Below are 23,448 nucleotides of genomic sequence, written 5' to 3'. Positions count from 1 at the left end.
GGGCGAATGTGGAAGCGCCCGCCGACGAAGGCGCGCTGGGCGCCAAGGCGACGAAGGCCGGCGTGACGATGCCCAAGGCCGGCCTGGCAAGCGCCAACCCAACGGGCCGGTGCAAAACCGCCAGGGCAGGGGAGGCCGATGCGGCATCGGCGCAGCAGGCTTCACCGCGTGAACGCCGCGTGACCGGCACCGCGGCGACCAGCGCGATGGTGGGAGCACAGATGCGGCAGGCACCGATGCCGCGAGCCCCACCACGTGAACGTCGGCGTGACCGGCACCGCCGGCGACCAGCGCTGACGTGGGAGCACAGATGCGGCAGGCGGCCGATGCCGCGAGCCCTACCGCGCAGACGCCGGCGTGACCGGCACCGTCGGCGACCAGCGCTGATGTGGGAGCACAGATGCGGCAGGCACCCATGCCGCGAGCCCCGCCGCGTGGACGCCGGCGTGACCGGCACCGATGCGGCACCACCGCAACAAGCGCCAGTGTGACAAGCGCCGCCGACCCGCCTATGGCAAGGCCCATGCTCCCCGCCCTCCCCGTCGCCGAGGCGCTGCCGGCGCTGACCGAGGCCCTGCGCGCCGGGCCCAACGCCGTCCTCATGGCCCCGCCCGGCGCCGGCAAGACCACGCTGGTGCCACTGGTGCTGCGCGACGAGCCCTGGGCGGCGGGCGGCAAGATTCTCGTGCTGGAGCCCCGCCGCGTCGCCGCCCGGGCCGCGGCGCGGCGCATGGCGGAGCTGATCGGCGAGAGCGCGCCGGGTCAGACCATCGGCCTCGCCACGCGGCTGGATCGCGCCATCTCGCCAGCTACGCGCGTCGAGGTGGTGACGGAAGGGCTGCTGGTGCGGCGGCTGCAATCGGATCCGGGGCTCGAAGGCGTCGCCGCCGTGCTGTTCGACGAGGCGCATGAGCGGAACCTCGATACCGACCTGGCGCTGGCCCTCTGCCTCGATTTGCAGGCGGCGCTCAGGCCGGAGCTGCGGCTGCTGGCGATGTCGGCGACCATCGACGGCGCCGCCTTCGCCGGGCTGCTGGGGCGGGGCGGGGCGGCGCCCGGCACGGCGCCCGCCGGCGCGCTGCCGCCGGGGGCGGCGCCCACCATCGAAAGCCTCGGCCGCGCCTTCCCCGTCGCGGTCAGCCACCGGCCGCGGGACATCGCCGACCCGCGCGACCTGCCGGAAGCCATGGCCGGCGCCATCCGCGCCGCGCTGCGCGAGCACCCGGGCGACGTGCTGGCCTTCCTGCCCGGCTGGGGCGAGATCCGCCGTACCGCCGAACGGCTCTCCGGCGTCGAGGCGGAGGTGCTGCCGCTGCATGGCGAGTTGCCGCCGGCGGAGCAGGACCGCGCCCTCTCCCCCAGCGACCGGCGCAAGGTGGTGCTGGCCACCTCCATCGCCGAGACCTCGCTGACCGTCCCCGGCGTGCGGATCGTGGTGGATGGCGGCTTCCGCCGGGCGCCGCGGCTGGACCCGGCCACCGGCCTCTCCCGGCTGGTGACGGTGCGGATCAGCAAGGCCGCGGCCGAGCAGCGCGCCGGCCGCGCCGGCCGCACCGCGCCTGGCGTCGCCATCCGCCTGTGGTCGGAGGCGCTGCATCGCGGCCTGGCGCCGGCCGACCGGCCGGAAATCCTGGAAAGCGAGCTGTCCGGCCTGGCGCTCGACCTGGCCAATTGGGGGGCGGCGCCGGAGGGGCTCGCCTGGCTGGACCCGCCCCCCGCCGGCGCCATGGCCGCCGCCCGGGCATTGCTGCGGGAGCTGGATGCGCTGGATGCGGAGGGCCGCGTCACCCCGATGGGGCGGCGCATGGCCAGGCTCGGCACCCATCCGCGGCTGGCCCGCATGCTGGCGGCGGCGGAAACGGAGGGGGAGAAGGCGATGGCCGCCGACCTCGCCGCGCTGCTGGAGGAGCGGGACCCGATCAGGGGGCGAGAGGCGCCGAGCGACATCTCCCTGCGGCTGGACCTGCTGCATGGTGCCGATGATCATGTGTCGATACCGGCCGATTCACGGCTCCGCGCCCAGGGGCGCTCCGCCGATCGGACGGTGGCTGCCGCCGACCGCGCCACGGTGCACCGCATCCGCCGCGCCGCGACGCTGCACCGGCGGCGGCTGGGGGTGCATGGCAATACCTGGCCCGAGGGCGATCCGGGCGCCCTGCTGGCCGCCGGCTTCCCGGACCGGATCGCCGCCATCCGCGGCGTCATGGCCGGGGCCTTCCGGCTGGCGAGCGGCCAGGGGGCGCGGCTGCCGGCCAACGACAAGCTGGCGAAATCCCCGCTGCTGGCGGTGGCGGATCTGGAGTTGCAGGGGACCGAGGCGCGCATCCGCATGGCCGCGCCGCTCGACCGCGCGGTGCTGGAGGCGCGCTTCCCGGCGCGCTTCATCCGCGAGGAAGCGGCCGCCTTCGATGCCCGTTCCGGCGCCGTGCAGGCGAGGCGGCGCCTGCGCTTCGGCCCGCTGGTGCTGGAGGAGCAGCCTTTGCCCCAGGCCGATCCGGCGGCGATCGCCGCGGCGCTGGCTTCGGCAGTGGCGGAGCGCGGGCTGCGCGACCTGCCCTGGGGCGATACGGCGCGGCAGGTGCAGGCGCGGATCGGCTGGATGCGGCAGGTGGAGGGGCCGGATTGGCCGGACGTCTCCGATGCCGCGCTGATCGCCGGGGTGCAGTCCTGGCTGGCGCCGCATCTGCACGGCCTGTCGCGGCTGACGGAGCTTGCGGCGCTGAACCTGCCGGATTTGCTGCTGGGGGCGCTGGAATGGCCGCAGCGCCAACGGCTGGACGCCGCCCTGCCCGCCCGCCTGCCCCTGCCCGCCGGCCGCAGCGCCGCCATCGACTATGCGCGGGAAGTGCCGACGCTGGAGGCGCGGGCGCAGCACCTCTACGGCATGGCCGCGCTGCCGAAGCTGGCGGAAGGGCGGGTGCCCTTGCAGGTGGCGCTGCTGTCGCCGGCCGGGCGGCCCATCGCGGTCACGGGCGACCTCGCAGGGTTCTGGAAGGGCGGCTGGCTGGATGCGCGGAAGGACATGCGCGGGCGCTACCCGAAGCACAATTGGCCGGAGGATCCGGCGACGGCGCAGGCGGATCCGCCGAGGCGGTGATCGGGGAAGGGCTCCGCCCTCCCCCGAACCCCCACCCGCCAAGGGCCGAAAGGCCCTCGGAACCCTTGAGTCGGCAGGTTGAACCCTCGGGTCTGAAACTCATGGTTTCCAAAGGCCCTACGGCCTTTGGCGAAGGGGAGTTTGAGGGGGAGCGGAGCTCCCCCTCAAACTCCCACCAACCCCGCCACGAATTCCGCCAGCCCCGGCTGCCGCGTCCGCCGCGTCCGCGCGGCGTGCAGAATGGCCCTCACCGCCGCCACCGTCGCGGCGAAATCGTCATTCACCAGCACATGCTCGAACTCGTCCCAGTGGCGCATCTCCTCCTTCGCCACCGCCAGGCGCCGGCCGATCTCCGCCTCGTCATCCTGGCCGCGGTTGCGCAGCCTTCGTTCCAGCTCGGCGAGGCTCGGCGGCAGCAGGAAGACGCCCACCACATCCTCCGGCATCGCCGCCTTCAGCAGCTGGTGGCCCTGCCATTCGATGTCGAACAGCACGTCCCGCCCCGCCGCCAGCGCCGCCTCCACCGGCGCCCGCGGCGTGCCGTAGGACCGGCCGAGGAAGGTGGCGTGCTCCAGGAACTCCCCCGCCGCCACGCCGGCGGCGAATTGCTCGGCGGTGCGGAAGAAGTAGTGCACCCCCTCGCGCTCCCCCGGGCGCGGCGCGCGGGTGGTGGCGCTGATGGAAAGCGCCAGCCCGGGCTCCTCCGCCAGCAGGCAGCGGGAGATGCTGGTCTTCCCCCCGCCCGGCGCCGCCGCCAGCACCAGGCACAGCCCGCGCCGCCGGTGGATGCTACTCGACATTCGCCGCCTGCTCCTTCAGCCGCTCGATCGCGGCCTTGAGGTCGAGCCCGATCCGCGTCAGCGGCACGGAGGCGGATTTGGAACAGAGGGTATTGGCCTCCCGCACGAATTCCTGGGTCAGGAAATCCAGCTTCCGCCCCGCCCCCTCGCCCGCCCGCAGCAGCGCCCGCGCCGCCTCGAGATGCGCGGCCAGCCGGTCCAGCTCCTCCCGCACATCGGATTTCTGCGCGAGCAGCGCCACTTCCTGGGCCAGCCTCTCCTCCGGGATGCGGCCGACGCCGCCTTCCCCCAGCAGCGTGGCGAGCTGCTCCAGCAGCCGGACGCGCTGCGCCTCGGATTGCAGCGCCGCCTCGGCCGCCGCCTTCTCCTGATAGGCGGTGATCTCGTCCAGCAAAGCGGCGAGGATGGAAAGCAGCTTCGCCCCCTCATCCTGCCGCGCCCGCACCAGCCCGCCGAGCGCCGCCTCATAGGCCCGGGCCAGGGCGGCGCGCCCGGCCTCCACCTGCGCCTCGTCCGGCTCGCTGGCCTCGGCGCGCATCACGCCGGGCAGGGCGAGCAGCGCCTCCGCCCGCGGCGGCGGGGCGCCGGGAATGCGGCGGGCGAGTTCCAGCGCCAGGGCAAGCGCCTGCTCCAGCGCCTGCGGATCGGGCGCCAGGCGCGGCCGTTCCTCCCGCTTCAGGCTCAGCGTGGCGGAGACGTTGCCTCGCTTCAGCCGCTTCGCCGTCGCCTCGCGCAGCGCCGGCTCCAGCGCCTCCTGCCCGTTCGGCAGGCGCAGCCGCAGGTCGAGCCCCCTTCCGTTCACGCTGCGGATCTCCCAGACATAGGCGGTGCCGTCGGGGAGGTGCCCGCTCTCGCGCGCGAAGCCGGTCATGCTCATAAGGGTGCCCATGCCGGGGCTTCTCCCGCGCAGCGGGGCAGGATGCAAGCGATGCGCTGGCGACATGTGCTGATCACCGGCGCCTCCTCCGGCCTCGGCCGGGCGCTGGCGCTGGAATGCGCGGCGCCGGGGGTCACGCTGCACCTTTCCGGCCGGGACCGGGCGCGGCTGCAGGCGGTGACGGCGGCGGCCGAGGCGCGCGGCGCCACGGTGCGCCCGGCGGTGCTGGATGTGCGGGACCAGGCGGCGATGGCCGGCTGGATCGCCAGCGCCGGGCCGCTGGACCTGGTCATCGCCAATGCCGGCATTTCCGCCGGTACCGGCGGCGCGGTAGAGCCCATGGCGGTGACCCGCGCGGTGTTCGAGACGAATGTGACCGGCGTGCTGAACACCGCCCTGCCGGCCATCGCCGCCATGGCGGGGCAGGCGCCGGGGGCGGATGGGGTGCGGGGGCGGGTGGCGGTGGTCGCCTCGCTGGCCGCCTTCGTCGCCGCGCCGGGGGCGCCGGCCTATTGCGCTGCCAAGGCCGCGGTGCAGCGCTGGGCGGAGGCGCTGGACGCCACCGAGCGCCGGCGCGGCATCCGGCTGCACGCCATCTGCCCCGGCTATGTCCGCACGCCGATGACCGCGCGGAATGCCTTTCCCATGCCGCTGCTGATGTCGGCGGAGGCGGCGGCGCGGCGGACGCTGCGGGGGATCGCGGCGGGGCGGCTGCGCATTGCCTATCCCTGGCCGCTCTATTGGGCGTCGCTGCTGGCCGGGGCGATGCCGGCGGGGCTGCGCAACGCGGTCTTCCTGCGCCTGCCGGCGAAGGAGGCCGGGCCGGGCGAAGATTAGAGCATGTCAAGTTCGGCGGAATCGCCGGACGGCTCGGAAAATGCCGCAGAATAAAATGCGACAGGATAAAAAGCTGGAGCGGGTTGACCGAGCACAGGCGAGAGGAAACCGCTCCAGCCGGCGATTCACGGCCTGCGGGTACCCAGCGCCGGCGGGCACGCTCAGGCGGCGAATCGCCGGCTCAGGAATGTCCGGATCCGGGTCTTCTCGCCGGCCCTGCTGGTCGTGGCGGCGCCCGCGGCGGAGAACGGGGCGGGGCTGCCCGGCGCCGTCGGCAGGCCCGGCCGTCAGGCCCAAACGCAGACCGGGGTCCGGGCCCAGGTCCTGGCCCCGGCGGAGGGTGCAGAAGGCGGAGCCTCCTGCCGGGGCCGGGGGCTGGCGCCCCCGCTCACTCCTTCGCCCCACGATCCCTGGCCCGCCGCGCCAGCAGGTTCAGCCCCTCCACCCCGGCGGCGAAGGCCATGGCCACGTAGACGAACCCCTTCGGCACTTCCACGCCGCAGCCTTCCGCCACCAGCACCATCCCGATCATCACCAGGAAGGCCAGCGCCAGCATCACCACCGTCGGGTTGCGCTCCATGAAGCGGGAGAGCGCGTCCATGGAGAGCAGCATCGCCAGCACGGCGACGACGATCGCCGTGGCGATGACCCAGAATTCCCGCGTCAGCGCCACCGCCGCCAGGATGCTGTCCACCGAGAAGACCAGGTCCAGCAGCAGGATCTGGAACACGGTCGGCCAGAACAGGGCGAGGGCGGCGTCGGCCGCCTTGCTCTCCGCCTGGCTCGTCGGGTCCACGCGATGGTGGATCTCGACGGTCGCCTTGCCGATGAGGAACAGCCCGCCGACGATCAGGATCACGTCCTTGCCGGAGATCTCCATCCCCAGCACCTCGAACCAGGGCCGCGTCAGGGTCAGCAGCCAGCTGGCGCCGGCCAGCATGGCGAAGCGCAGCAGCACGGCGAGGCCAAGGCCGACCCGCCGCGCCGGCACCCGCTGCGCTTCCGGCAGCCGGTTGGACAGGATGGCGATGAAGACCAGGTTGTCGATACCCAGCACCACCTCCATGGCGATGAGGGCGGCGAGGGCGACGAGGATTTCGCTGTCCATCAGGCGGGTCCCTTGCGGCGAGGCACCGTAACGCTTCGCGACGCGCTGTGGTGCCATCGGGGCTTTTACCCCGGCGGGGCCGGGCCATCTGATGACCATCCCGAAATTGGGGCGCGAATTGGGGCGGAGGTGAGGTTGGGGCCTTTGGCGCAGCTTTCGCTCGGCCTTCGCCTGGCGCGGCGCGATCTGCGCGGCGGGGTCCGGGCGCTTGGCATCGTGCTTGCTTGCCTGGCGCTGGGCGTGGCGGCCATTGCCGCGGTCGGCACCTTGCGGGCCGGCATCGCCGCCGGCCTCGCCGCGGACGGCGCCAGGCTGCTGGGCGGCGACCTGGAATTACGCAGCGGCGCCCAGCCGCCTGGCCCCGAGCTCGCCTGGGCGGAGGCGCGCGGCGCCACCGCCTCCACCATCCTCACCCTGCGCAGCATGCTGGTCGCGCCCTCCGGGGAGCGGCTGCTGGTGGAGGTGAAGGCGGTGGATGCCGCCTACCCGCTCTACGGCGCCCTCCGGCTGGAGCCGCCCGCGCCCCTCGGCCCCGGCGAGGTCGCGCTCGATCCGCTGGTGGCGGAACGCCTCGGCCTCGCCCTCGGCGATACGGTCCGCCTGGGCGAGGCCGAATTGCGCTATGCCGCCGTGGTGGCGGAGGAGCCGGACAAGGTCGCCACCCCCGCCATCTTCGGCCCCCGCGCCCTGCTGACCCGGGAGGCGCTGGACCGCGCCGCCCTGCTGCAGCCCGGCAGCCTGGTGCAGCACGACCTCCGCTTCCGCCTGCCCCCCGGCACCGCCGTCCCCGCCTTCGCCACGGCGCTGCGCGCCGCCTTTCCGGAGGCCTCCTGGCGGCTCCGCACCGCCGCGGCGGCGGAGCCCGGGGTGAACCGCTTCCTCGACCGCGCCGCCGCCTTCCTGACGCTCGCCGGGCTGACGGCGCTGCTGGTCGGCGGCATCGGCGTCGCCACGGGGGTGCGCGCCTGGCTGGAGGCGCGGGCGAAGAGCATCGCCACGCTGCGCTGCCTCGGCGCTGCCTCCGGCACCATCTTCCTCACCTATCTGCTGCAGGTGCTGGCGCTGGCGCTGCTGGGCACGCTCATCGGGCTGGTGGCGGGCTTCGGCCTCACCTGGGTAGCGGCGCAGGCGCTTTCCGGCACCCTGCCGGTGCCGCCGCGCCTCGCCCCCTACCCGGCGCCGCTGGCGCTGGCCGGGCTCTATGGCCTGCTGACGGCGCTGGCCTTCGCCCTCTGGCCGCTCGGCCGCGCCGCGCGCATTTCCGGCGCCGCGCTGTTCCGGGATGCGGTGCAGCCCGCCGCCGGCCGGCCGGGGCCGGGCGCGCTGGCGCTGACCCTCGCCGCCGGCCTCGCCCTCATCGCCCTCATCGTCGCGACGGCCGGGGAGAGGCTGTTCGCCGCCTGGTTCTGCGCCGCCGCCCTGGCCGCGCTGCTGCTGTTCCGCGGCGGCGCGGCGGGGCTGATGCGGCTGGCCCGGCGCCTCGCCCATCTGCGCGCCCCGGCGCTGCGGCTCGGCCTCGCCAATCTGCACCGCCCGGCGGCGCCGACGCCGGTGCTGGTGGTGGCGCTCGGCATCGGCCTGACGACCCTCACGGCCATCGCCCAGATCGAGGGCAATCTCCGCCGCCAGCTCGCCGGGGAGATGCCGGCCCGGGCGCCGAATTTCTTCTTCATCGACATCCAGCCGGACCAGGCCGCCCGCTTCGACGCCCTGGCGCAGAGCCTGCCCGGCGTGACGGAGGTGCGCCGGGTGCCGAGCCTGCGCGCCCGCATCGCCGCGGTGAAGGGCGTGCCGGTGGAGCTGGCGCGCAGCACGCCGGAGACCGCCTGGGCGCTGCGCGGCGATCGCGGCCTGACCTATGCCGCCGCCCGGCCGGAGGGCACCAGGCTGACCGCCGGCGCCTGGTGGCCCGCCGATTACCGCGGCCCGCCCTTGCTCTCCCTCGATGCCGGCCTCGCCGCCGGCTGGGGGGTGGGGGTAGGGGATACCCTCACCCTCAATATCCTCGGCCGCGATATCGAGATGCGGGTGGCCAATCTCCGCGCGGTGGAATGGCGCGGGCTGGGGATGAATTTCACCCTCATCGCCTCCCCCGGCCTACTGGAGGCGGCGCCGCACACCCATATCGCCACCCTGCGCGGCGATCCGGCCCAGGATGCGCTGGTGCTGCACCGGCTGACCGACGCCTTCCCCAACATCTCCGGCATCCGGGTGCGGGACGCGCTGGAGGCGGTGGCCGGGCTGCTCTCCCGCATCGGCGTCGCGCTTTCCGCGACGGGCGGGATCACCTTGCTGGCCGGCGCGTTGGTGCTGCTGGGCGCCATCGCCGCCGGGCAGCGCCAGCGGGTGCGGGATGCGGTGGTGCTGAAGACCATCGGCGCCACGCGCGGCCAGATCCGCGCCGCCTGGGCGGTGGAATACGGGCTGATCGGCCTGCTGGCCGGCGCGCTGGCGGGGGTGGCCGGCAGCCTCGCTGCCTGGGGCGTGGTCCGCTACGTCATGCGGGCGGAGTGGGTGCTGCTGCCGGGCACCCTGGCGGCCAGCATCGCCGGCTGCCTGGCGCTGACCCTGCTTGCCGGGCAGGCCGGGGGCTGGCTGGCGCTGGCGGCGCGGCCGGGGCCGCTGCTGCGGAACGAATAGAGCGCGATCGCCGGAGGGCGGAACGCCCGGAAGCGTGAATCGCGCGAGAAGACCAGTTACGCGCGGAGATGTTTCTCAACGGGACATCCGGCGTGTTAAACCCCAGCTCAACGCAGCTTGGGTGAGATCGCTGCCGATGAGGAAACCGCCGCCCAGGGGCCGGATTGCCATTGAAGCGGATTACGGTTTCTCCATATAAGGCTCACTGGGATCTGGCCCCAATCGCGGGGCCGCACCCCCAATTCGCGGAGGCTTGAGACACCTATGGCCCTTCAACCCGACTATCGATTCCAGACGGGTGCGCCAGGCTGGGGTCGGGTCGCGACCGCCGACGCGGCCGCCGTCGATGCCGGGCTCCGGGCATACATGCTCCGGGTCTACAATTGGATGGCATCGGGGCTGCTGCTCACCGGCATCGTGGCGCTGCTCGTCGTCACCGTCCCGGCGATCCAGGAGCTGTTCTACCAGGCGGTGCGCCTGCCGAACGGTCGCGTCGCGATGCAGCCGACGATCCTGTTCTGGGTCGCCGCGCTCTCGCCGCTGGCCTTCATCCTGGTGCTGAGCTTCGGCTACAACCGGCTGAGCAAGGGTACGGCGCAGACGCTGTTCTGGCTGTTCGCCGCCTGCATGGGCGCGAGCCTCAGCAACCTCGCCTGGCGCTACACCGGCGCTTCCATCGCCAGCACCTTCTTCGCCACGGCCGGCATGTACGCGGCGGTGAGCCTCTACGGCTACACCACCAAGGCCGACCTGACGCGGATGGGCAGCTTCCTGATCATGGGGCTGATCGGCATCCTGATCGCCGGGCTGGTGAACATCTTCATGCAGTCCTCGGCGCTGGCCTTCGCCATCAGCGTCATCGGCGTCTTCGTCTTCCTGGGCCTGACGGCGTATGACACGCAGCGGATCAAGGCGGACTACATCGAATACGCCTATGCCGAGGGCACGCAGGAGGCGGGCAAGCGCAGCGTGATGGATGCGCTGGCGCTGTACTTGAACTTCATCAACCTGTTCCAGTTCATGCTGCAGCTCGTCGGCGTTCGCCAGGGCAGCGAGTGAGCCGGACCGGAAGGTAGGTCAGCAGAGGCCCCGGGGGTTCGCCCCCGGGGCTTTTGCTTTGCGCGTCCTGGAGCGCCCGCCGGCAGGGCTTTTCGCTTGCACGGCCGGCAGCCGCGGCGCAGGGAAGGGGCCATGCCGCAGGATCCCCGCCACCACCAGGCCCATGCGGCGCCCGCGGCGGCGCGCGCGCCGGCGCAGGGCGATGCCAATGAGCCGCACGGCCATGGCGGCAATGCGCATGCCGATGGCGCGCATGGGGCGCCCGGCCATGGCGATCATGCGCATGCCGATCCCGCGCATGGGGCGCCCGGCCATGGCGGCCACGCCCATGCCGATCCCGCGCATGGAGCGCGAGGCCATGGCGGGCATGACCATGCCGGCCACGCACCCGGTGCGCATGACCATGGCGGCCGCGCCCATGCCGGCCACGAACACGATGCCCACGACCATGGCGGCCACACCCACCACCACCACGCCCGGCCCGGGGAACAGGGCTTTGCCCTCGGCACCGCCCTCAACCTCGGCTTCGTGCTGGTGGAAGCGACGGCGGGGCTGCTCGCCGCCTCCATGGCGCTGCTGGCGGATGCGGCGCACAACCTCTCGGACGTGCTCGGCCTGCTGCTGGCCTGGGGCGCGGCGCGGCTGGCGCAGCGGGCGCCGGCCGGCCGCCGCACCTACGGCTTCCGCCGCGGCACCATCCTCGCCGCCCTCGGCAATGCCGTGCTGCTGCTGGTCGCCGTCGGCGCCATCGGCGCGGAATCGCTGCACCGCCTGGCGGAACCGATGCCGGTCGCCACGGGCTGGATGCTCTGGGTGGCGGCGGCCGGCATCCTGGTGAATGGCGGCACCGCCCTGCTCTTCGCCCGCGGAAGGGCGGAAGACCTCAACCGCCGCGGCGCCTATCTGCACATGCTGGCGGATGCCGGCGTCTCCGCCGGCGTGGTGGCGGGGGCGCTGCTGATCGGCTGGACCGGCTGGGCCTGGGTGGACCCCGTGCTCGGCCTGGTCATCGCCGGCGTCATCCTGCTGGGAAGCTGGGGGCTGCTGCGGGAATCGGTGGACCTGGCGATGGATGCGGTGCCGCCGGGCATCGACCCGGCGGCGGTGGCGGCGCTGCTGCGCGCCGCACCGGGGGTGGCGGAGGTGCACGACCTGCACATCTGGGCGCTCTCCACCACGGAGACGGCGCTGACGGCGCATCTGGTGCGGCCCGGCTGCGGGCCGGACGATGCCTTCCTGGCGGGGCTGGAGGCGGCGCTGCGGCAGCGCTTCGGCATCGTCCATGCGACGCTGCAGGTGGAAGCCGGGGATCCGGCGCATCCCTGCCGGCTGGCGGCGGCGGGGACGCTGTAAGCGGGGCTCCGCCCCGGGGCCTCGGCAGGGGGGCTCTGCCCCCATCGGACGCATGCGATCCCCGCCGGGACCGGACCGGTCCCCGGACCCTGGCGAGAGGTTGGGACCCGTGGGTTCAGGCGGCTTTTACCTCGATGCGGCGGCCGAGCCTGTTGGCGGCGGAGCGGGGGATGGTGAGGTGCAGCACCCCCTTGTCGAAGCGCGCCTCCACCTTGTCCGCCTCGGCCTCGAAGGGCAGGGCGAAGCGGCGCAGATAGGTGACCAGGTCCTGGCCCCGGGGGCCTGGCGGCACTGCCGCCGACGAGCTTTGCCCCCCGGGGCCAGGGGGCAAAGCCCCCATCGCCTACCGCCGCCCCATCGCCCCTACCACCGCCACCTCCATCTTCCCCAGCGCATCGCCCAGCGCCGCCGTCATCGCCGCCGCCTCCGCCGCCGCGCCCGCGCCGCCCAGCGGCGCCTGCCCTGCCACGGTGAACTGTCCCAGCACCCGCCTCGGATCGCCGCTTTCCGCCAGCAGCAGCCCGGCCAGCCGCGCCCGCGCCACCCCTTCCGCCGGCACCGCTTCCAGCCCCACCAGCTCCGCCTCCAGCACCAGCTCCGCCCGCAGGCGGGAGCCGGGGGCGGTGACGGCGGTGAAGCGGCCGCTCGCCTCCAATCGCCGGCGCAGCGCCTCCTCCGCCAAATCGGCCGGCGGCGCCACCCATTCCGCCCAGGGCTCCACCACCACCTGGCCGTCCGGCTGCATCACCCGCAGCCCGCGGCCGTCCAGCCCCGGCGCCGCCCGCATGGTGCGCAGCAGCAGCACCGGCCCGCGCCGCGCCGGCGCCGCGGCGGCCGGCGCCATCGCCGGCGCCAGGGTGAAGCGCTGCACCTCCTGGTAGGGCCGTTCCGGCAGCAGGCTGCAGCCCGGCAGGGCCAGCAGCGCCAGCAGCAGGCGCCGCCTCATCGCCGCGCCTCCGGCGCCGGCGGCGGCGCCCCGAGCAGAAGCTGGGAGGGCGAGCGGCGGAGCTGCTCCGTCGTATCCCGCAGATTGCTGACCGCCGCCCGCAGATCCCGCAGGATCGGCGCCAGCTCCGCCTGCACATCCGTGGTGGTGCTGCGCGCCCCGCGCAGCGTCGCATCCACCGAGTTCAGCGTGCCGGGCAACCGGCCGACGACGCGCCGCGCCTCGGCCGAGACGGCTTCCAGATTGGCCAGGCTCCGCCGCAGCTCCGGCGCCCCCAGCAGCGCCCTGGCATCGCCCGCCACGCCGCGCAGCTCCGCCGTGGTGCCCGGCAGGTCGGCGCGCTCCGTCGTCTCCCGCAGGCTCTTCAGCAGCGCCGAGGCCTCGCGCAGGGTCTGGGCCAGGTCGCCGTCCTTCAACTGGCCTTCCAGCGCCTCCACCAGCCCCGAGAGCTTGCCCGGCAGGTCGGCGTCGCGCAGCCGCGCCAGCAGATCCTCCGCCGCAGTCTGCACCTGGGCGACGGTGGAAGGAATGGCGGGGATGTAGGGGTTGCGCGGCGCCCAGGGCACCTGGCGCGGCGGGTATCGCTCGGGCTCCACGAAATCCACCTCCAGGTAATTCACGCCGGTGATGCCCTGGGACGCCATGCGCACGCGCAGCCCCTGCTTCACCGCCTCCTCGATGTTCGGCGTCTCGCCAATCCGGCTGCTGTCCACCAGGAAGCGGACGAAGACGAGCTGGAAGGCGGCCCCGAAACTGTCCCCCTGCGGCCGGCGGTATTCGGAGGAGACGAGGCCGATCTCCGAGATCCGGCCGATGCGCACGCCGCGGTAGCGGACCGGCGCCCCCACCTCCAGCCCCTGCACCGATTCGCGGATATAGGTCTCGTACACCGTGGTGCTGGTGCCGAAGCGGTTGGCGGTGAAGAACAGCACGAAGCCGATCAGCAGGCCGGCCCCGGCCAGCACCAGCGCCCCGACGCGGAAATACAGGCTGCGGTTCACTCTTCCATCGCCTCCCGCCGGAAGAAGGCGCGCACGGTGGGGTGGGTGCTCTCCTCGCGCAGCCTGCGCGGGTCGCCGGTGGCGATCACCCCCTTCGCCGCCTTGTCCAGCATGATGCAGCGGTCGCCGATAGCGAGGATCGACTGCAGCTCATGCGTCACCACGACGAAGGTCGTGCCCATTTCCTTCGCCAATTGCTTGATCAGCCGGTCGAGCCCCGCCGAGGTGATGGGGTCGAGGCCGGCCGAGGGCTCGTCCAGGAACAGGATGGGCGGGTCGAGCGCCATGGCCCGGGCGATGCCGGCGCGCTTGGCCATGCCGCCGGAGATCTCCGCCGGCAGCCGCCGCGCGGCATCGCCGAGGCCGACGAGGCCGAGCTTCACCTGCGCCACCTCCCGCCGGGCGTCCTCCGGCAGGTCGCTATGCTCCTCGAGCGGCACCATGACGTTCCCCAACAGGTCGAGCGAGCCGAACAGCGCGCCGGATTGCCACATGACGCCGATGCGCCGCAGCAGGGCCCGCCGCGCCGCGCCCTCCACCGCCCCGACCTCCTGGCCGAGGATGACCACCTTCCCGGCGGAAGCCCGGTACAGGCCGATCATGTGCTTCAGCAGCGTGGACTTGCCGCTGCCGGAGCCGCCGAGGATGACGAAGATCTCGCCGCGCTTCACCTCGAAGGAGACGTTCTCGAAGATCGTCCGCCCGCCGAAGGCAGCCTTCAGATCCTCCACCTGGATGACGCTTTCCGCCGCCATGGCTACCAGCCCAGCCGGAAGAAGAGGATGGCGAAGATGCCGTCCAGCACCACGATGGCGACGATGCCGGCGACGACCGCCGAGGTGGCGGCATCGCCCACCGCCCGCGGCCCGCGGCCGGCGGCGAGGCCGGCGCGGCAGCCGACGAAGCCGATGGCGCCGCCGAACGCCGCCGCCTTGAACAGCCCGCCGGCGAGGTCGCCGAGCTGCACCGCCGTCTGCAATTGGTGGATGACGGCGATCGGGGTGAAGCCGAGGCTCGCCATCACCACCGCCATGCCGATCAGGCCGGTGAGGTCCATCAGCAAAGCGAGCACGGGCATGACCATGATGGCGGCGACCAGCCGCGGCAGCACCAGCCAGCCGAGCGGCGAGATGCCGATGATGCCGAGCGCGTCCACCTCCTCATTCACCACCATCGTGCCGAGCTCCGCGGCATAGGCGGAGCCGGTGCGGCCGGCGAGGATGATGCCGGCCATCAGCGGCCCGAGTTCGCGCAGCAGGGAGATGCCGACGAGGTTCGGGATGAAGATCTCGGCACCGAATTGGCGCATCGGGATGCTGGACTGGAAGGCGAGGATGATGCCGATCAGCGTGCCGAGCAGGATGGTGAGGCCGAAGGCGCGCAGCCCCGCCTCGTCCAGGTGGCGCAGCAGCTCCCCGAAGCGGAAGCGGCCCGGGCGGCGGAGCTGGCCGAGGAAGGTGACCACCACCTCGCCGAGGAAGCCGATGCGGGTGAAGAGGCCGCGCACCGCCTCCACCACCGAGCGGCCGAGGGCGGCGATGGGCGGCAGGGGGTTGTCGGGGGCGGGGGGTTTCACGCCCTCCAGCGCCGCGCGGCAGCGTTCCAGCATGGCCTTGGCGGGGCCTTCCGCCAGCCCCTGCCATTCCGTCGGCGCCGCCCGTTCCAGCCGCAGCAGCAGCACGGCGCCGGCGGTGTCCAGGCTGGTGAGGGACTTGGCCTCGATCACCAGCGCCTTCGCCCGGTCGAGCTGGGGGAGGAGGTGGCGCCAGGCCTCGCCCACTGCGGGCAGCTCCAGCCGCGCCGGCAGGCGGAGCCGCGCCGAGCTTCCCTCCCAGGCCAGGTCCAGCCCCGTCTCGGCCGCTACCACCCCGCTCAGCCCCGCGGCCGCAGGGCGTAGAGCAGCACCGCGGCGGCGGCGCTGACATTCAGGCTCTCCACCAGGCCGGAGCCGGGGAGGGTGATGCGCGCCTCGCAGGTGGCCAGCGTCTCGGGGCGCAGCCCCTGCTCCTCGTTGCCCAGCACCAGGGCGATGGGGCGGTCCCGCGGCAGGGCTTCCGGCGGCAGGCCGCCGGCGGCGACGGCCGCGACGGTCAGCACCGGGCGGCCAAGGGCCGCGGGCAGGGAGGCGAGGCCGGGCAGGCGGTACACGGCCAGGTGCTCCAGCCCGCCCTCCGCGGTGCGGAAGGCGGCGTCGGACAGCTCCGCCTGGCGCGGATCGGCCGAGAGGAAGAGGGAGCGGCAGCCGAGGAAGGCGGCGCTGCGGGCGATGGCGCCGAGATTATGCGGGTTGCCGATGCCGTCCAGCACCGGATGCAGCATGGCGGCGCGGACGGACTCCGGCAGGCCGCCGGTGAGGGGCTCCGCCTGGCGGCGGGCGGCGATGGCGCAGATGCCGCCATGATGCTGGGTGCCGGCGATGCGCTCCAGCTCCTCGGGCGGGACCTCCCGGTAGGGGCGGCGGCGGCGGGCGAGATAGGCGCAGAGCGGGCCGGCCACGCCGCGGCGCTCCGGGCTGTAGAACAGCCGCGCCACCTGCTCGGCGCGACGGAGGAACAGGGCCTGGACCGGCGCCGTGCCGCAGATCCGGCTCTGCCGGTCCGGCGCCAGGGCGGCAGGGTCCGGCAAGGGGTGGGCAAGGCGTGAACGGGCTTCGAGCAAGATGTGATCCGCGGCGGTTCCGGGGCCCCAATTGGCGATCCGGGATGGAGAACGGAAGCCCTGTTTCGCCACCAGAGGTGCCAGGGGGGGAAATTGGGGCAAGAATTGGGGGCGCTGCCCCCCAAGCCCCGCCGGGGAGCGGACCACCCCCCGACCCCGGTGGGAGTCCCGCACCCGGGGGTGCAATCGGCAGCGCGGCAGCGGCGCCAGCCGCGAGGCCCGTGGCCTGACGCCGAATTCCTGCGGAGTCCGGAGTCAGGACGCTGGCTGTTGTTTTCAGTGTCCTGCCCGCGAAGTTCGCCGGATTTCCAGCGAACGGAGCGGAGAAGCAGGCCACTGAAAACAAAAGCTAGTGGCCCGAGACCGAAGTCCTGCGGACTTCGGTCTCGGGCCACTAGCGCAGCTTCCGCCGGACCAGGGCCAGGGCGGCGGCGAAGGCCGCCTCGGCATCCAGCGCCGTGGTGTCCAGCACCAGCGCGTCCTCCGCCGGGCGCAGCGGGGCCACGGCGCGGGCGGAATCCTGGGCGTCGCGGGCGGCCATTTCGGCGGCGACGACGGGCAGCTCGGCCGCGACGCCGCGGCCCAGCAGCTCCCGCCAGCGGCGCTCCGCCCGCGCCGCCGTGCTGGCGGTGACGAAGAGCTTCACCGGCGCCTCCGGAAAGACCACGGTGCCGATATCCCGCCCATCCAGCACCGCGCCATGCCGGCGGCCGAATTCCCGCTGCCACTCCAGCAGCGCGGCGCGGACGGCGGGAATGGCGGCAACGGCGCTGGAAGCGCGGTCGGCCTCCGGCCCGCGCAGATCGGCACGTTGCAGGTCGGCCGGGGTCAGGGCGCGGGCGGCGGCGGTGGCAGCCTCGGGGTCCTGCGGGTCCGCGCCGGCGTCCAGCACGCGGCGGCCGGTGGCGCGGTAGAGCAGGCCGGTATCCAGATAGGGCAGGCCCAGTTCCGCGGCCAGGCGCCGGGCCAGGGTGCCCTTGCCCGCCGCGGCCGGACCGTCCACGGCGATGACCAGCCCCGTCACCGCGCGGCGATGGCGGGTTCCCCCGCCATGGCATTCATCAGCGCGGCGAAGCCAGGGAAGCTCGTTTCGATGAAGCCGGCATCGTCCACCGTCACGGGGCGGTGGGTGGCCAGGCCCATGACCAGGGCGCTCATTGCCAGCCGGTGGTCCATATGCGTCGCCACGGTGCCGCCGCCCGGCAGTTCCCCGCCGGTGCCGGGGACGATCAGGTCGTCGCCCTCGATCCGGGCGGCGAGGCCATTGGCCGCCAACATGGCGGCGGTCGCGGCCAGGCGGTCGCTTTCCTTCACCCGCAGCTCGGCGAGGCCCCGCATCCGCGTCTCGCCGCGGGCGGCGGCGGCCAGCACGGCGAGGATCGGGTATTCGTCGATCATCGCGGGGGCGCGGCCGGGCGGCACCTCGACGCCCTGGAGCGGGCCGTATTCGGCGGTGAGGTCGCCGACCGGCTCGCCGCCCTCGGTACGGGCATTGGTCACCGTCAGCTTCGCGCCCATCTCCCTGAGCGTGGCGAGGAGGCCGGTGCGCAGCGGGTTCAGCCCGACATTGGCGATGGTGACGCAGGAGCCCGGCACCAGCAGCGCCGCCGCCAGCAGGAAGGCGGCGGAGGAGGGGTCGCCGGGGACCAGGATGGGGGCGGCGGTCAGCTCCGGCTGGCCCTCCAGCTCGATGACGCGGCCCTGGGCGCTGTCCGCCACCCGGACCGTCGCGCCGAAATGCCGCAGCATGTTTTCCGTATGGTCGCGGGTCGGCTCCGGCTCGAGGATGCGCGTCGTCCCGCGGGCGCAGAGGCCGGCGAGCAGGCAGGCCGATTTCACCTGGGCGGAGGCGACGGGCAGGCGGTAGTCCAGCGGCAGCGGGTCCAGCGCGCCCCGTACCGCCAGCGGCAGGCGGCCACCCTCCCGCGTCCAGAAGCTGGCGCCAGTGGCCGCCAGAGGCTCGGTGACCCGCAGCATCGGGCGGCGGCGGAGCGAGGCGTCGCCCGTCATCACCGCGAAGATCGGGTGGCCGGCCAGCAGCCCGCAGAGCAGGCGGGCGGCGGTGCCGCTATTGCCCATGTCCAGCACATCCGCCGGCTCCGTCAGCCCGCCGACGCCGCGCCCGGCCACGAGCCAGGCGCCGGGGCCGCGCTGTTCCACCCTGGCGCCGAGCTGGCGCATGGCGGCGGCGGTGCGCAGCACATCCTCGCCTTCCAGCAGGCCGGTGATCTCGGTGGTGCCGATCGCCAGCGCCCCGAACATCAGCGCGCGGTGGCTGATGGATTTGTCGCCCGGCACGCGGTGGGTGCCGGCAAGGCCGCCCGAAGGGCGGCGGGCGCGCATCGGGCGCGGTTCCGCGGAATGGGCCATGCGCCGCGTTTGACATGGGGGGCCGCCCCGTGGCAATGCGCCGGACCTTATATTTCCCGCCCGCGCAAAGCCGCCACACCAACCCTTTGCGCGGGCGGGTCTCTGGACGAGGCTTCTCATCCATGGCCAAGCCCGAACTGGGCCTCAAGCGCGTCTGCGTCGCCTGCGGCACGAAATTCTACGATCTGACCCGTGCCCCGGCGATCTGCCCGAAATGCGGCACGGAGCAGCCGGCCGAGCAGCCGCGGCTGCGCCGCGCCGCCGGTCCCCTGCCCGCCGAGGACAAGCTGAAGAAGCGCGCCCTGGTGCCGGAGGCCGAGGCGGATGATGTCGAGCTCGAGGATGTCGAGGCCGATGAGGCTGTCGAGGATGCCGAGGAGCTGGAAGACGAGGCGGATTCCATCGGCGAGGAGATCGAGGTCGAGGGGGACCGCGACGAGGAGACGTGAGCTTCTGGGGGCGCCGCCCCCGGCCCCCGGCCTGAAAGCCTGTCTCGAAAGGGTCCGCGGCGCGTCTCGGCGGGCCTTCTCCGCCGCAGCGGCGCCCACCTCCTGGCCAGGACGCCGAATCCCTCGCCGATCCGCTGCCGGGACCCTTTTGCGCCGGGCCTTGGGCCGGCGGGCTGAATCCCAGGGCCGGAAAACCCGGACCGGGGTCCGGGGCCAGGTCCTGGCCCCGGCGGGGTGCAGGGGCAGAGCCCCTGCCGGGGTCCGGGGCGGAGCCCCGACCGTCTGATGCTCCGCCTCACCCGCCTGATGCTGCGCGATTTCCGCAACTGGCCCGCCCTGACGGTGCCGTTCCGGGCGCAGCTCGCCGTCATCACCGGCGAGAACGGCGCCGGCAAGACCAACCTCCTCGAGGCCATCAGCCTGCTCGGCCCCGGCCGCGGGCTGCGCGGCGCCCGCGCGGCGGAGCTGGGCCGCCGCGCCGGAGAGGCGCCTCTGCCCTGGGCCGCCGCCGGCCGCTTCGAGGGCCCCTGGGGCGGCTTCGACCTCGGCAGCGGCACGCCGGAGGGTGGCCCGCCGGAGAGGCGCAGCTTCCGCCTGGACGGCGCCCCGTTGCGCACCCAGGCTGAGCTGGCGGAGCGCGTCGCCGCGGTGTGGCTGACCCCGCAGATGGACCGGCTGTTCCAGGACGGCGCCGGCGACCGCCGGCGCTTCCTGGACCGGCTGGTCTGGGCGCTGGAGCCGCATCATGCGCGCGAGGTCGCCGCCTACGAGAACGCCATGGCCCAGCGCAACCGGCTGCTGCTCCAGGCGCGGCGGGAAGGCCGGGCGGCCGATCCCGCCTGGCTGGCGGGGCTGGAGGACGCCATGGCCCGGCATGGCGTGGCGCTTTCCGCCGCCCGTCGGGGTCTGATCGCGCGGCTGAACGCCGCCCTGGCCGGCGGCGTCACCGGCGGCTTCCCTGCCGCGCGGCTGGCGCTCTCCTGCCCCGTCGCCGCCGCGCTGGATGGCAGCCCGGCGCTGGCGGTGGAGGACGGGCTGCGCGCCGACTGGGCCGCCAGCCGCGCGCGGGACGCCGCCGCCGGCGCCACGCTGAGCGGCCCCCATCGCGCCGACCTGCTGATGACCCATGCGCCGAAGGAGATCCCCGCCGCCCTCTGCTCCACCGGGGAGCAGAAGGCGCTGCTGGTTGCCGTGGTGCTGGCGCATGCGGCGCTGATCGCCGCCGCCCGCGGCTTCGCGCCGCTGCTGCTGCTGGACGAGGTGGCGGCGCATCTAGATGCCGAGCGGCGGGAGGCGCTGTTCGCCGCGCTCGCCGCCCTGCCGGCCCAGGCCTTCCTCACCGGCACCGACGCGGCGGTGTTCCGCCCGCTGCGGGGCTTGGCGGAAGGCTTCCTTGCCAGGGGCGGGGAACTTGTTCCGGATGGCGATTTACCCGTGCCGGAAGGCCGCTGAATCCCTATATTCAATCGACCTTCCCGCCGCATTCCCAAGGAGTAGGCCGCCGGCATGAGCAACGCCGCCGCGCGCGATGAATCCAGCCCCGAGAAAAACGGGGGGGATGACTACAACAGCGCCTCGATCACCGTCCTCAAGGGGCTGGAAGCCGTCCGCAAGCGCCCCGGCATGTATATCGGGGACACGGATGACGGCTCCGGCCTGCACCACATGGCCTTCGAGATCATCGACAATGCCGTGGACGAGGCCCAGGCCGGCTTCGCCGACCGGGTCGAAGTCACGCTGAACGGCGATGGCAGCGTCACGGTGCGGGACAATGGCCGCGGCATCCCGACCGACATCCATGTCGAGGAAGGCGTCTCGGCGGCCGAGGTGGTGCTGACGCGGCTGCATGCCGGCGGCAAGTTCAACCAGAATTCCTACAAGGTCTCCGGCGGCCTGCATGGCGTCGGCGCCGCGGTGGTGAACGCGCTCTCCGAATGGATGGAGGTGAAGATCTGGCGCCATGGCCAGGAACACTTCATCCGCTTCGAGCATGGCGAGACGGTGCAGCCGCTGAAGGTGGTGGGGCCCTCCGACGCGTCGGGCGGCACGGAGGTGACCTTCAGGCCCTCCGCCGGCACCTTCACCAAGACCGAATACGAATTCGCCATCCTGGAGCGGCGGCTGCGGGAGCTGGCCTTCCTCAATTCCGGCCTGGCGATCTCGCTGAAGGATGACCGGCACGTCCCGGCGCAGGAGGTGTTCTTCCAGTTCCGCGGCGGCCTCACCGCCTTCGTCGAATGGCTGGACCAGGGGAAGGAGCCGCTGTTCCGCCCGCCGATCTCCCTGGTGAGCAAGGACACCGATATCGGCATCCGCGTCGAGCTGGCGATGTGGTGGAACACCTCGCCGCGCGAGGTCGCGCTCTGCTTCACCAACAACATCCCGCAGCGCGACGGCGGCACCCACCAGGCCGGCTTCCGCCAGGCACTGACCCGCGTGGTGATGAAGTATGCCGAGGAGCTGGCGAAGAAGGAGAAGGTGGAGCTCTCCGGCGAGGACATGCGGGAGGGGCTGACCTGCGTGCTCTCGGTGAAGGTGCCGGACCCGAAATTCTCCTCCCAGACCAAGGACAAGCTGGTGAGCAGCGAGGTCCAGCCGGTGGTGCAGGTGGCCGTCGCCGACGCCCTGACCCATTGGTTCGAGACGCATCCGAAGGAAGCGAAGACCGTCCTCGACCAGGTGGTGCTGGCCGCCGCGGCGCGGAAGGCGGCGCAGCTCGCGCGGGAGAAGGTGGGGCGGAAGAACGCCCTGGAATTCAGCACGCTCCCCGGCAAGCTGGCGGATTGCCAGGAAAAGGACCCGGGCAAGTCGGAGCTGTTCATCGTCGAGGGCGACAGCGCCGGCGGCTCCGCGAAGCAGGGCCGCAACCGCGCCTTCCAGGCCATCCTGCCGCTGCGCGGCAAGGTGCTGAACGTGGAGCGCGCGCGGATCGACAAGATGCTCGGCTCGGAGCAGATCGGTACGCTGATCACCGCCCTCGGCACCGGCATCGGCCCGGGCGACCCGGCGAAGGGCGGCTTCGATCTCGGCCGGCTGCGCTACCACCGCATCGTCATCATGACCGACGCGGATGTGGATGGCAGCCATATCCGCACCCTGCTGCTGACCTTCTTCTTCCGCCAGATGCCGGCGCTGATCGAGAGCGGCTATCTCTACATCGCCCAGCCGCCGCTCTACCGCGCCAAGCGCGGGAATGAGGAGCGCTACCTGAAGGACGACCGGGCGCTGGAGGATTACCTGCTGGAGAAGGCGCTAGCGGGGGCCAGGCTGCGCCTGGCGGATGGCCGCGAGGCGGCGGGCGAGGCGCTGCGCGGCGAGATGGAGGGGCTGCGCCAGGTCGCCTCCCGCGTGCGCCGCCTGGCGCAGCAATTGCCGGTGGAGATCCTGGAACAGGCGGCCGTCGCCGGCGCGCTGACGCTGGAGGAGGACCGGGCGCTGGCCGCCGGCCAGGTGCTGGCGCAGCGGCTGGACGCGCTGGCTCCGCCGCAGGAGCGCGGCTGGATCGCGACGGCCGGCGCCGATGGGCTGACCCTGGCCCGCACCGTCCGCGGCGTGACGGAGCGCCATGCCCTGAACGCCACCGCGCTGCGCAGCAGCGAGGCGCGCTGGCTGGATGAGCGGCGGGAAGCGCTGGCGCGCGACTATGGCGTAGCGGAGGCGGAAGGCGGCGCGGCGCTGCTGCTGGACGGCACGGAGCTCAAGGTGCCCGGGCCGGTGGCGGCGCTGGAGCGCATCCTGGCGCAGGGCCGCAAGGGGCTGGCGATCCAGCGCTTCAAGGGGCTGGGCGAGATGAACCCGGAGCAGCTCTGGAAGACCACGCTGGACCCGGCGGCGCGGACGCTGCTGAAGGTGAAGGTGGATGATGTGGAGGATGCCGAGAAGGTCTTCTCCACCCTGATGGGCGATGTGGTGGAGCCGCGGCGGGAGTTCATCGTGGACAATGCGCTGAAGGTGGCGAATCTCGACGTCTAGAGCGGGTTCACCTCGCCTGTGCTCGGTGAACCCGCTTCAGTGTCCCGATTCCGCAGTCCTGCGGACTTCGTTCCCGGGCCACTAGCTTTTGTTTTCAGTGGCCTGGTTGTCCGCTGCGTTCGCCGGAAATCCAGCGAACTTCGCGGGCAGGACACTAGAGCATGCTGTGTTTAGGCGGAAGCATATCCTGAGTTGGCGAGATAGTTGGCGCATTCGGTTGGGCTGACGAGGTCGAGGATGGCGCCGACCTTGCGCCAGGTGGTGCCGATAGTTCGCTGCTC

19 protein-coding genes are annotated in these 23,448 nt (G+C 73.4%); 8 read left to right on the top strand and 11 right to left on the bottom strand.

The window, feature by feature from the left end; all coding sequences use genetic code 11:
• Positions 1-523 precede the first annotated feature (523 nt).
• Positions 524-3,097, top strand: a complete 2,574-nt coding sequence (gene hrpB / locus E5N76_RS16105) for an ATP-dependent helicase HrpB (RefSeq protein ID WP_149538342.1) — start codon at positions 524-526, stop codon at positions 3,095-3,097.
• Positions 3,098-3,261: 164 nt separating this feature from the next.
• On the opposite strand, the gene gmk is transcribed toward hrpB, so the two are convergent.
• Both gmk and E5N76_RS16095 read right to left on the bottom strand, forming a co-directional pair.
• Positions 3,262-3,897, bottom strand: a complete 636-nt coding sequence (gene gmk / locus E5N76_RS16100) for a guanylate kinase (protein WP_149538341.1) — start codon at positions 3,895-3,897, stop codon at positions 3,262-3,264.
• A complete protein-coding gene (locus E5N76_RS16095; protein WP_235907729.1) occupies positions 3,887-4,786 on the bottom strand; it encodes a YicC/YloC family endoribonuclease in 900 nt (299 codons plus the stop codon). The genes gmk and E5N76_RS16095 overlap by 11 nt, the downstream gene beginning before the upstream one ends.
• Positions 4,787-4,825: 39 nt before the next feature.
• Between E5N76_RS16095 and E5N76_RS16090 the strand changes: the two genes are divergently transcribed.
• Positions 4,826-5,611, top strand: a complete 786-nt coding sequence (locus E5N76_RS16090; protein ID WP_328593062.1) for an SDR family NAD(P)-dependent oxidoreductase — start codon at positions 4,826-4,828, stop codon at positions 5,609-5,611.
• Positions 5,612-5,999: 388 nt separating this feature from the next.
• Here E5N76_RS16090 and E5N76_RS16085 read toward each other — a convergent pair whose 3' ends face one another.
• Positions 6,000-6,719 (bottom strand): TerC family protein, encoded by a 720-nt coding sequence (locus E5N76_RS16085; protein ID WP_149538339.1) that lies wholly within the window; start codon positions 6,717-6,719, stop codon positions 6,000-6,002.
• A gap of 129 nt (positions 6,720-6,848) precedes the next feature.
• On the opposite strand from E5N76_RS16085, the gene E5N76_RS16080 reads away from it, so the two are divergent.
• The 3 genes from E5N76_RS16080 to E5N76_RS16070 all read left to right on the top strand — a co-directional run bounded on the left by E5N76_RS16080 (position 6,849) and on the right by E5N76_RS16070 (position 11,771).
• A complete protein-coding gene (locus E5N76_RS16080) occupies positions 6,849-9,359 on the top strand; it encodes an ABC transporter permease (protein WP_235907728.1) in 2,511 nt (836 codons plus the stop codon).
• Positions 9,360-9,623: 264 nt separating this feature from the next.
• A complete protein-coding gene (locus E5N76_RS16075) occupies positions 9,624-10,418 on the top strand; it encodes a Bax inhibitor-1/YccA family protein (RefSeq protein ID WP_149538338.1) in 795 nt (264 codons plus the stop codon).
• Positions 10,419-10,550: 132 nt separating this feature from the next.
• On the top strand, positions 10,551-11,771 hold the full coding sequence (locus E5N76_RS16070; RefSeq protein WP_149538337.1) for a cation diffusion facilitator family transporter: 1,221 nt from the start codon (positions 10,551-10,553) through the stop codon (positions 11,769-11,771).
• A gap of 115 nt (positions 11,772-11,886) precedes the next feature.
• Here the strand turns inward: E5N76_RS16070 and E5N76_RS16065 are convergent, their stop codons facing one another.
• From E5N76_RS16065 to aroA, 8 genes are all read right to left on the bottom strand, one after another.
• Positions 11,887-12,063 carry an Hsp20/alpha crystallin family protein gene (locus E5N76_RS16065; RefSeq protein WP_207791997.1) on the bottom strand — a complete coding sequence of 59 codons (177 nt, stop codon included), beginning with the start codon at positions 12,061-12,063 and terminating at the stop codon, positions 11,887-11,889.
• Positions 12,064-12,114: 51 nt separating this feature from the next.
• Positions 12,115-12,717: an ABC-type transport auxiliary lipoprotein family protein gene (locus E5N76_RS16060; RefSeq protein WP_149538335.1), complete on the bottom strand. Its 603-nt coding sequence runs from the start codon at positions 12,715-12,717 to the stop codon at positions 12,115-12,117.
• The gene (locus tag E5N76_RS16055) at positions 12,714-13,718 is read right to left on the bottom strand and encodes an MlaD family protein (RefSeq protein WP_149538334.1); all 1,005 of its coding nucleotides are present in this window, start codon (positions 13,716-13,718) and stop codon (positions 12,714-12,716) included. The genes E5N76_RS16060 and E5N76_RS16055 overlap by 4 nt, the downstream gene beginning before the upstream one ends.
• Positions 13,715-14,473 (bottom strand): ABC transporter ATP-binding protein, encoded by a 759-nt coding sequence (locus tag E5N76_RS16050; RefSeq protein ID WP_149538333.1) that lies wholly within the window; start codon positions 14,471-14,473, stop codon positions 13,715-13,717. The genes E5N76_RS16055 and E5N76_RS16050 overlap by 4 nt, the downstream gene beginning before the upstream one ends.
• Positions 14,474-14,475: 2 nt before the next feature.
• Entirely contained in the window at positions 14,476-15,585 is a 1,110-nt protein-coding gene (locus E5N76_RS16045; protein ID WP_235907727.1) for an ABC transporter permease, read from the bottom strand.
• 5 nt (positions 15,586-15,590) lie between these two features.
• Complete coding sequence (locus E5N76_RS16040; RefSeq protein ID WP_235907726.1) at positions 15,591-16,376, bottom strand: TrmH family RNA methyltransferase; 786 nt, start codon at positions 16,374-16,376, stop codon at positions 15,591-15,593.
• Positions 16,377-16,770: 394 nt separating this feature from the next.
• Positions 16,771-17,400: a (d)CMP kinase gene (cmk, locus tag E5N76_RS16035; protein ID WP_149538332.1), complete on the bottom strand. Its 630-nt coding sequence runs from the start codon at positions 17,398-17,400 to the stop codon at positions 16,771-16,773.
• Positions 17,397-18,746 (bottom strand): 3-phosphoshikimate 1-carboxyvinyltransferase, encoded by a 1,350-nt coding sequence (gene aroA, locus E5N76_RS16030; RefSeq protein ID WP_149538331.1) that lies wholly within the window; start codon positions 18,744-18,746, stop codon positions 17,397-17,399. Before aroA ends, cmk begins: the two co-directional genes overlap by 4 nt.
• A 122-nt stretch (positions 18,747-18,868) precedes the next feature.
• Between aroA and E5N76_RS16025 the strand changes: the two genes are divergently transcribed.
• From E5N76_RS16025 to gyrB, 3 genes are all read left to right on the top strand, one after another.
• Complete coding sequence (locus tag E5N76_RS16025) at positions 18,869-19,195, top strand: TIGR02300 family protein (RefSeq protein ID WP_149538330.1); 327 nt, start codon at positions 18,869-18,871, stop codon at positions 19,193-19,195.
• A gap of 285 nt (positions 19,196-19,480) precedes the next feature.
• Positions 19,481-20,647, top strand: coding sequence for a DNA replication/repair protein RecF (recF, locus tag E5N76_RS16020; protein WP_149538329.1), 1,167 nt, complete (start codon positions 19,481-19,483; stop codon positions 20,645-20,647).
• A gap of 54 nt (positions 20,648-20,701) precedes the next feature.
• Positions 20,702-23,167, top strand: coding sequence for a DNA topoisomerase (ATP-hydrolyzing) subunit B (gene gyrB, locus E5N76_RS16015; protein WP_149538328.1), 2,466 nt, complete (start codon positions 20,702-20,704; stop codon positions 23,165-23,167).
• The last annotated feature ends 281 nt before the right edge of the window (positions 23,168-23,448 follow it).

This window comes from Siccirubricoccus phaeus, assembly GCF_008360935.1.
GTDB classification, from domain to species: Bacteria; Pseudomonadota; Alphaproteobacteria; order Acetobacterales; family Acetobacteraceae; genus Siccirubricoccus; species Siccirubricoccus phaeus.
The sequence above is the reverse complement of the archived record's forward strand: the minus strand, read 5'-3'. Positions and strand labels throughout refer to the sequence as shown.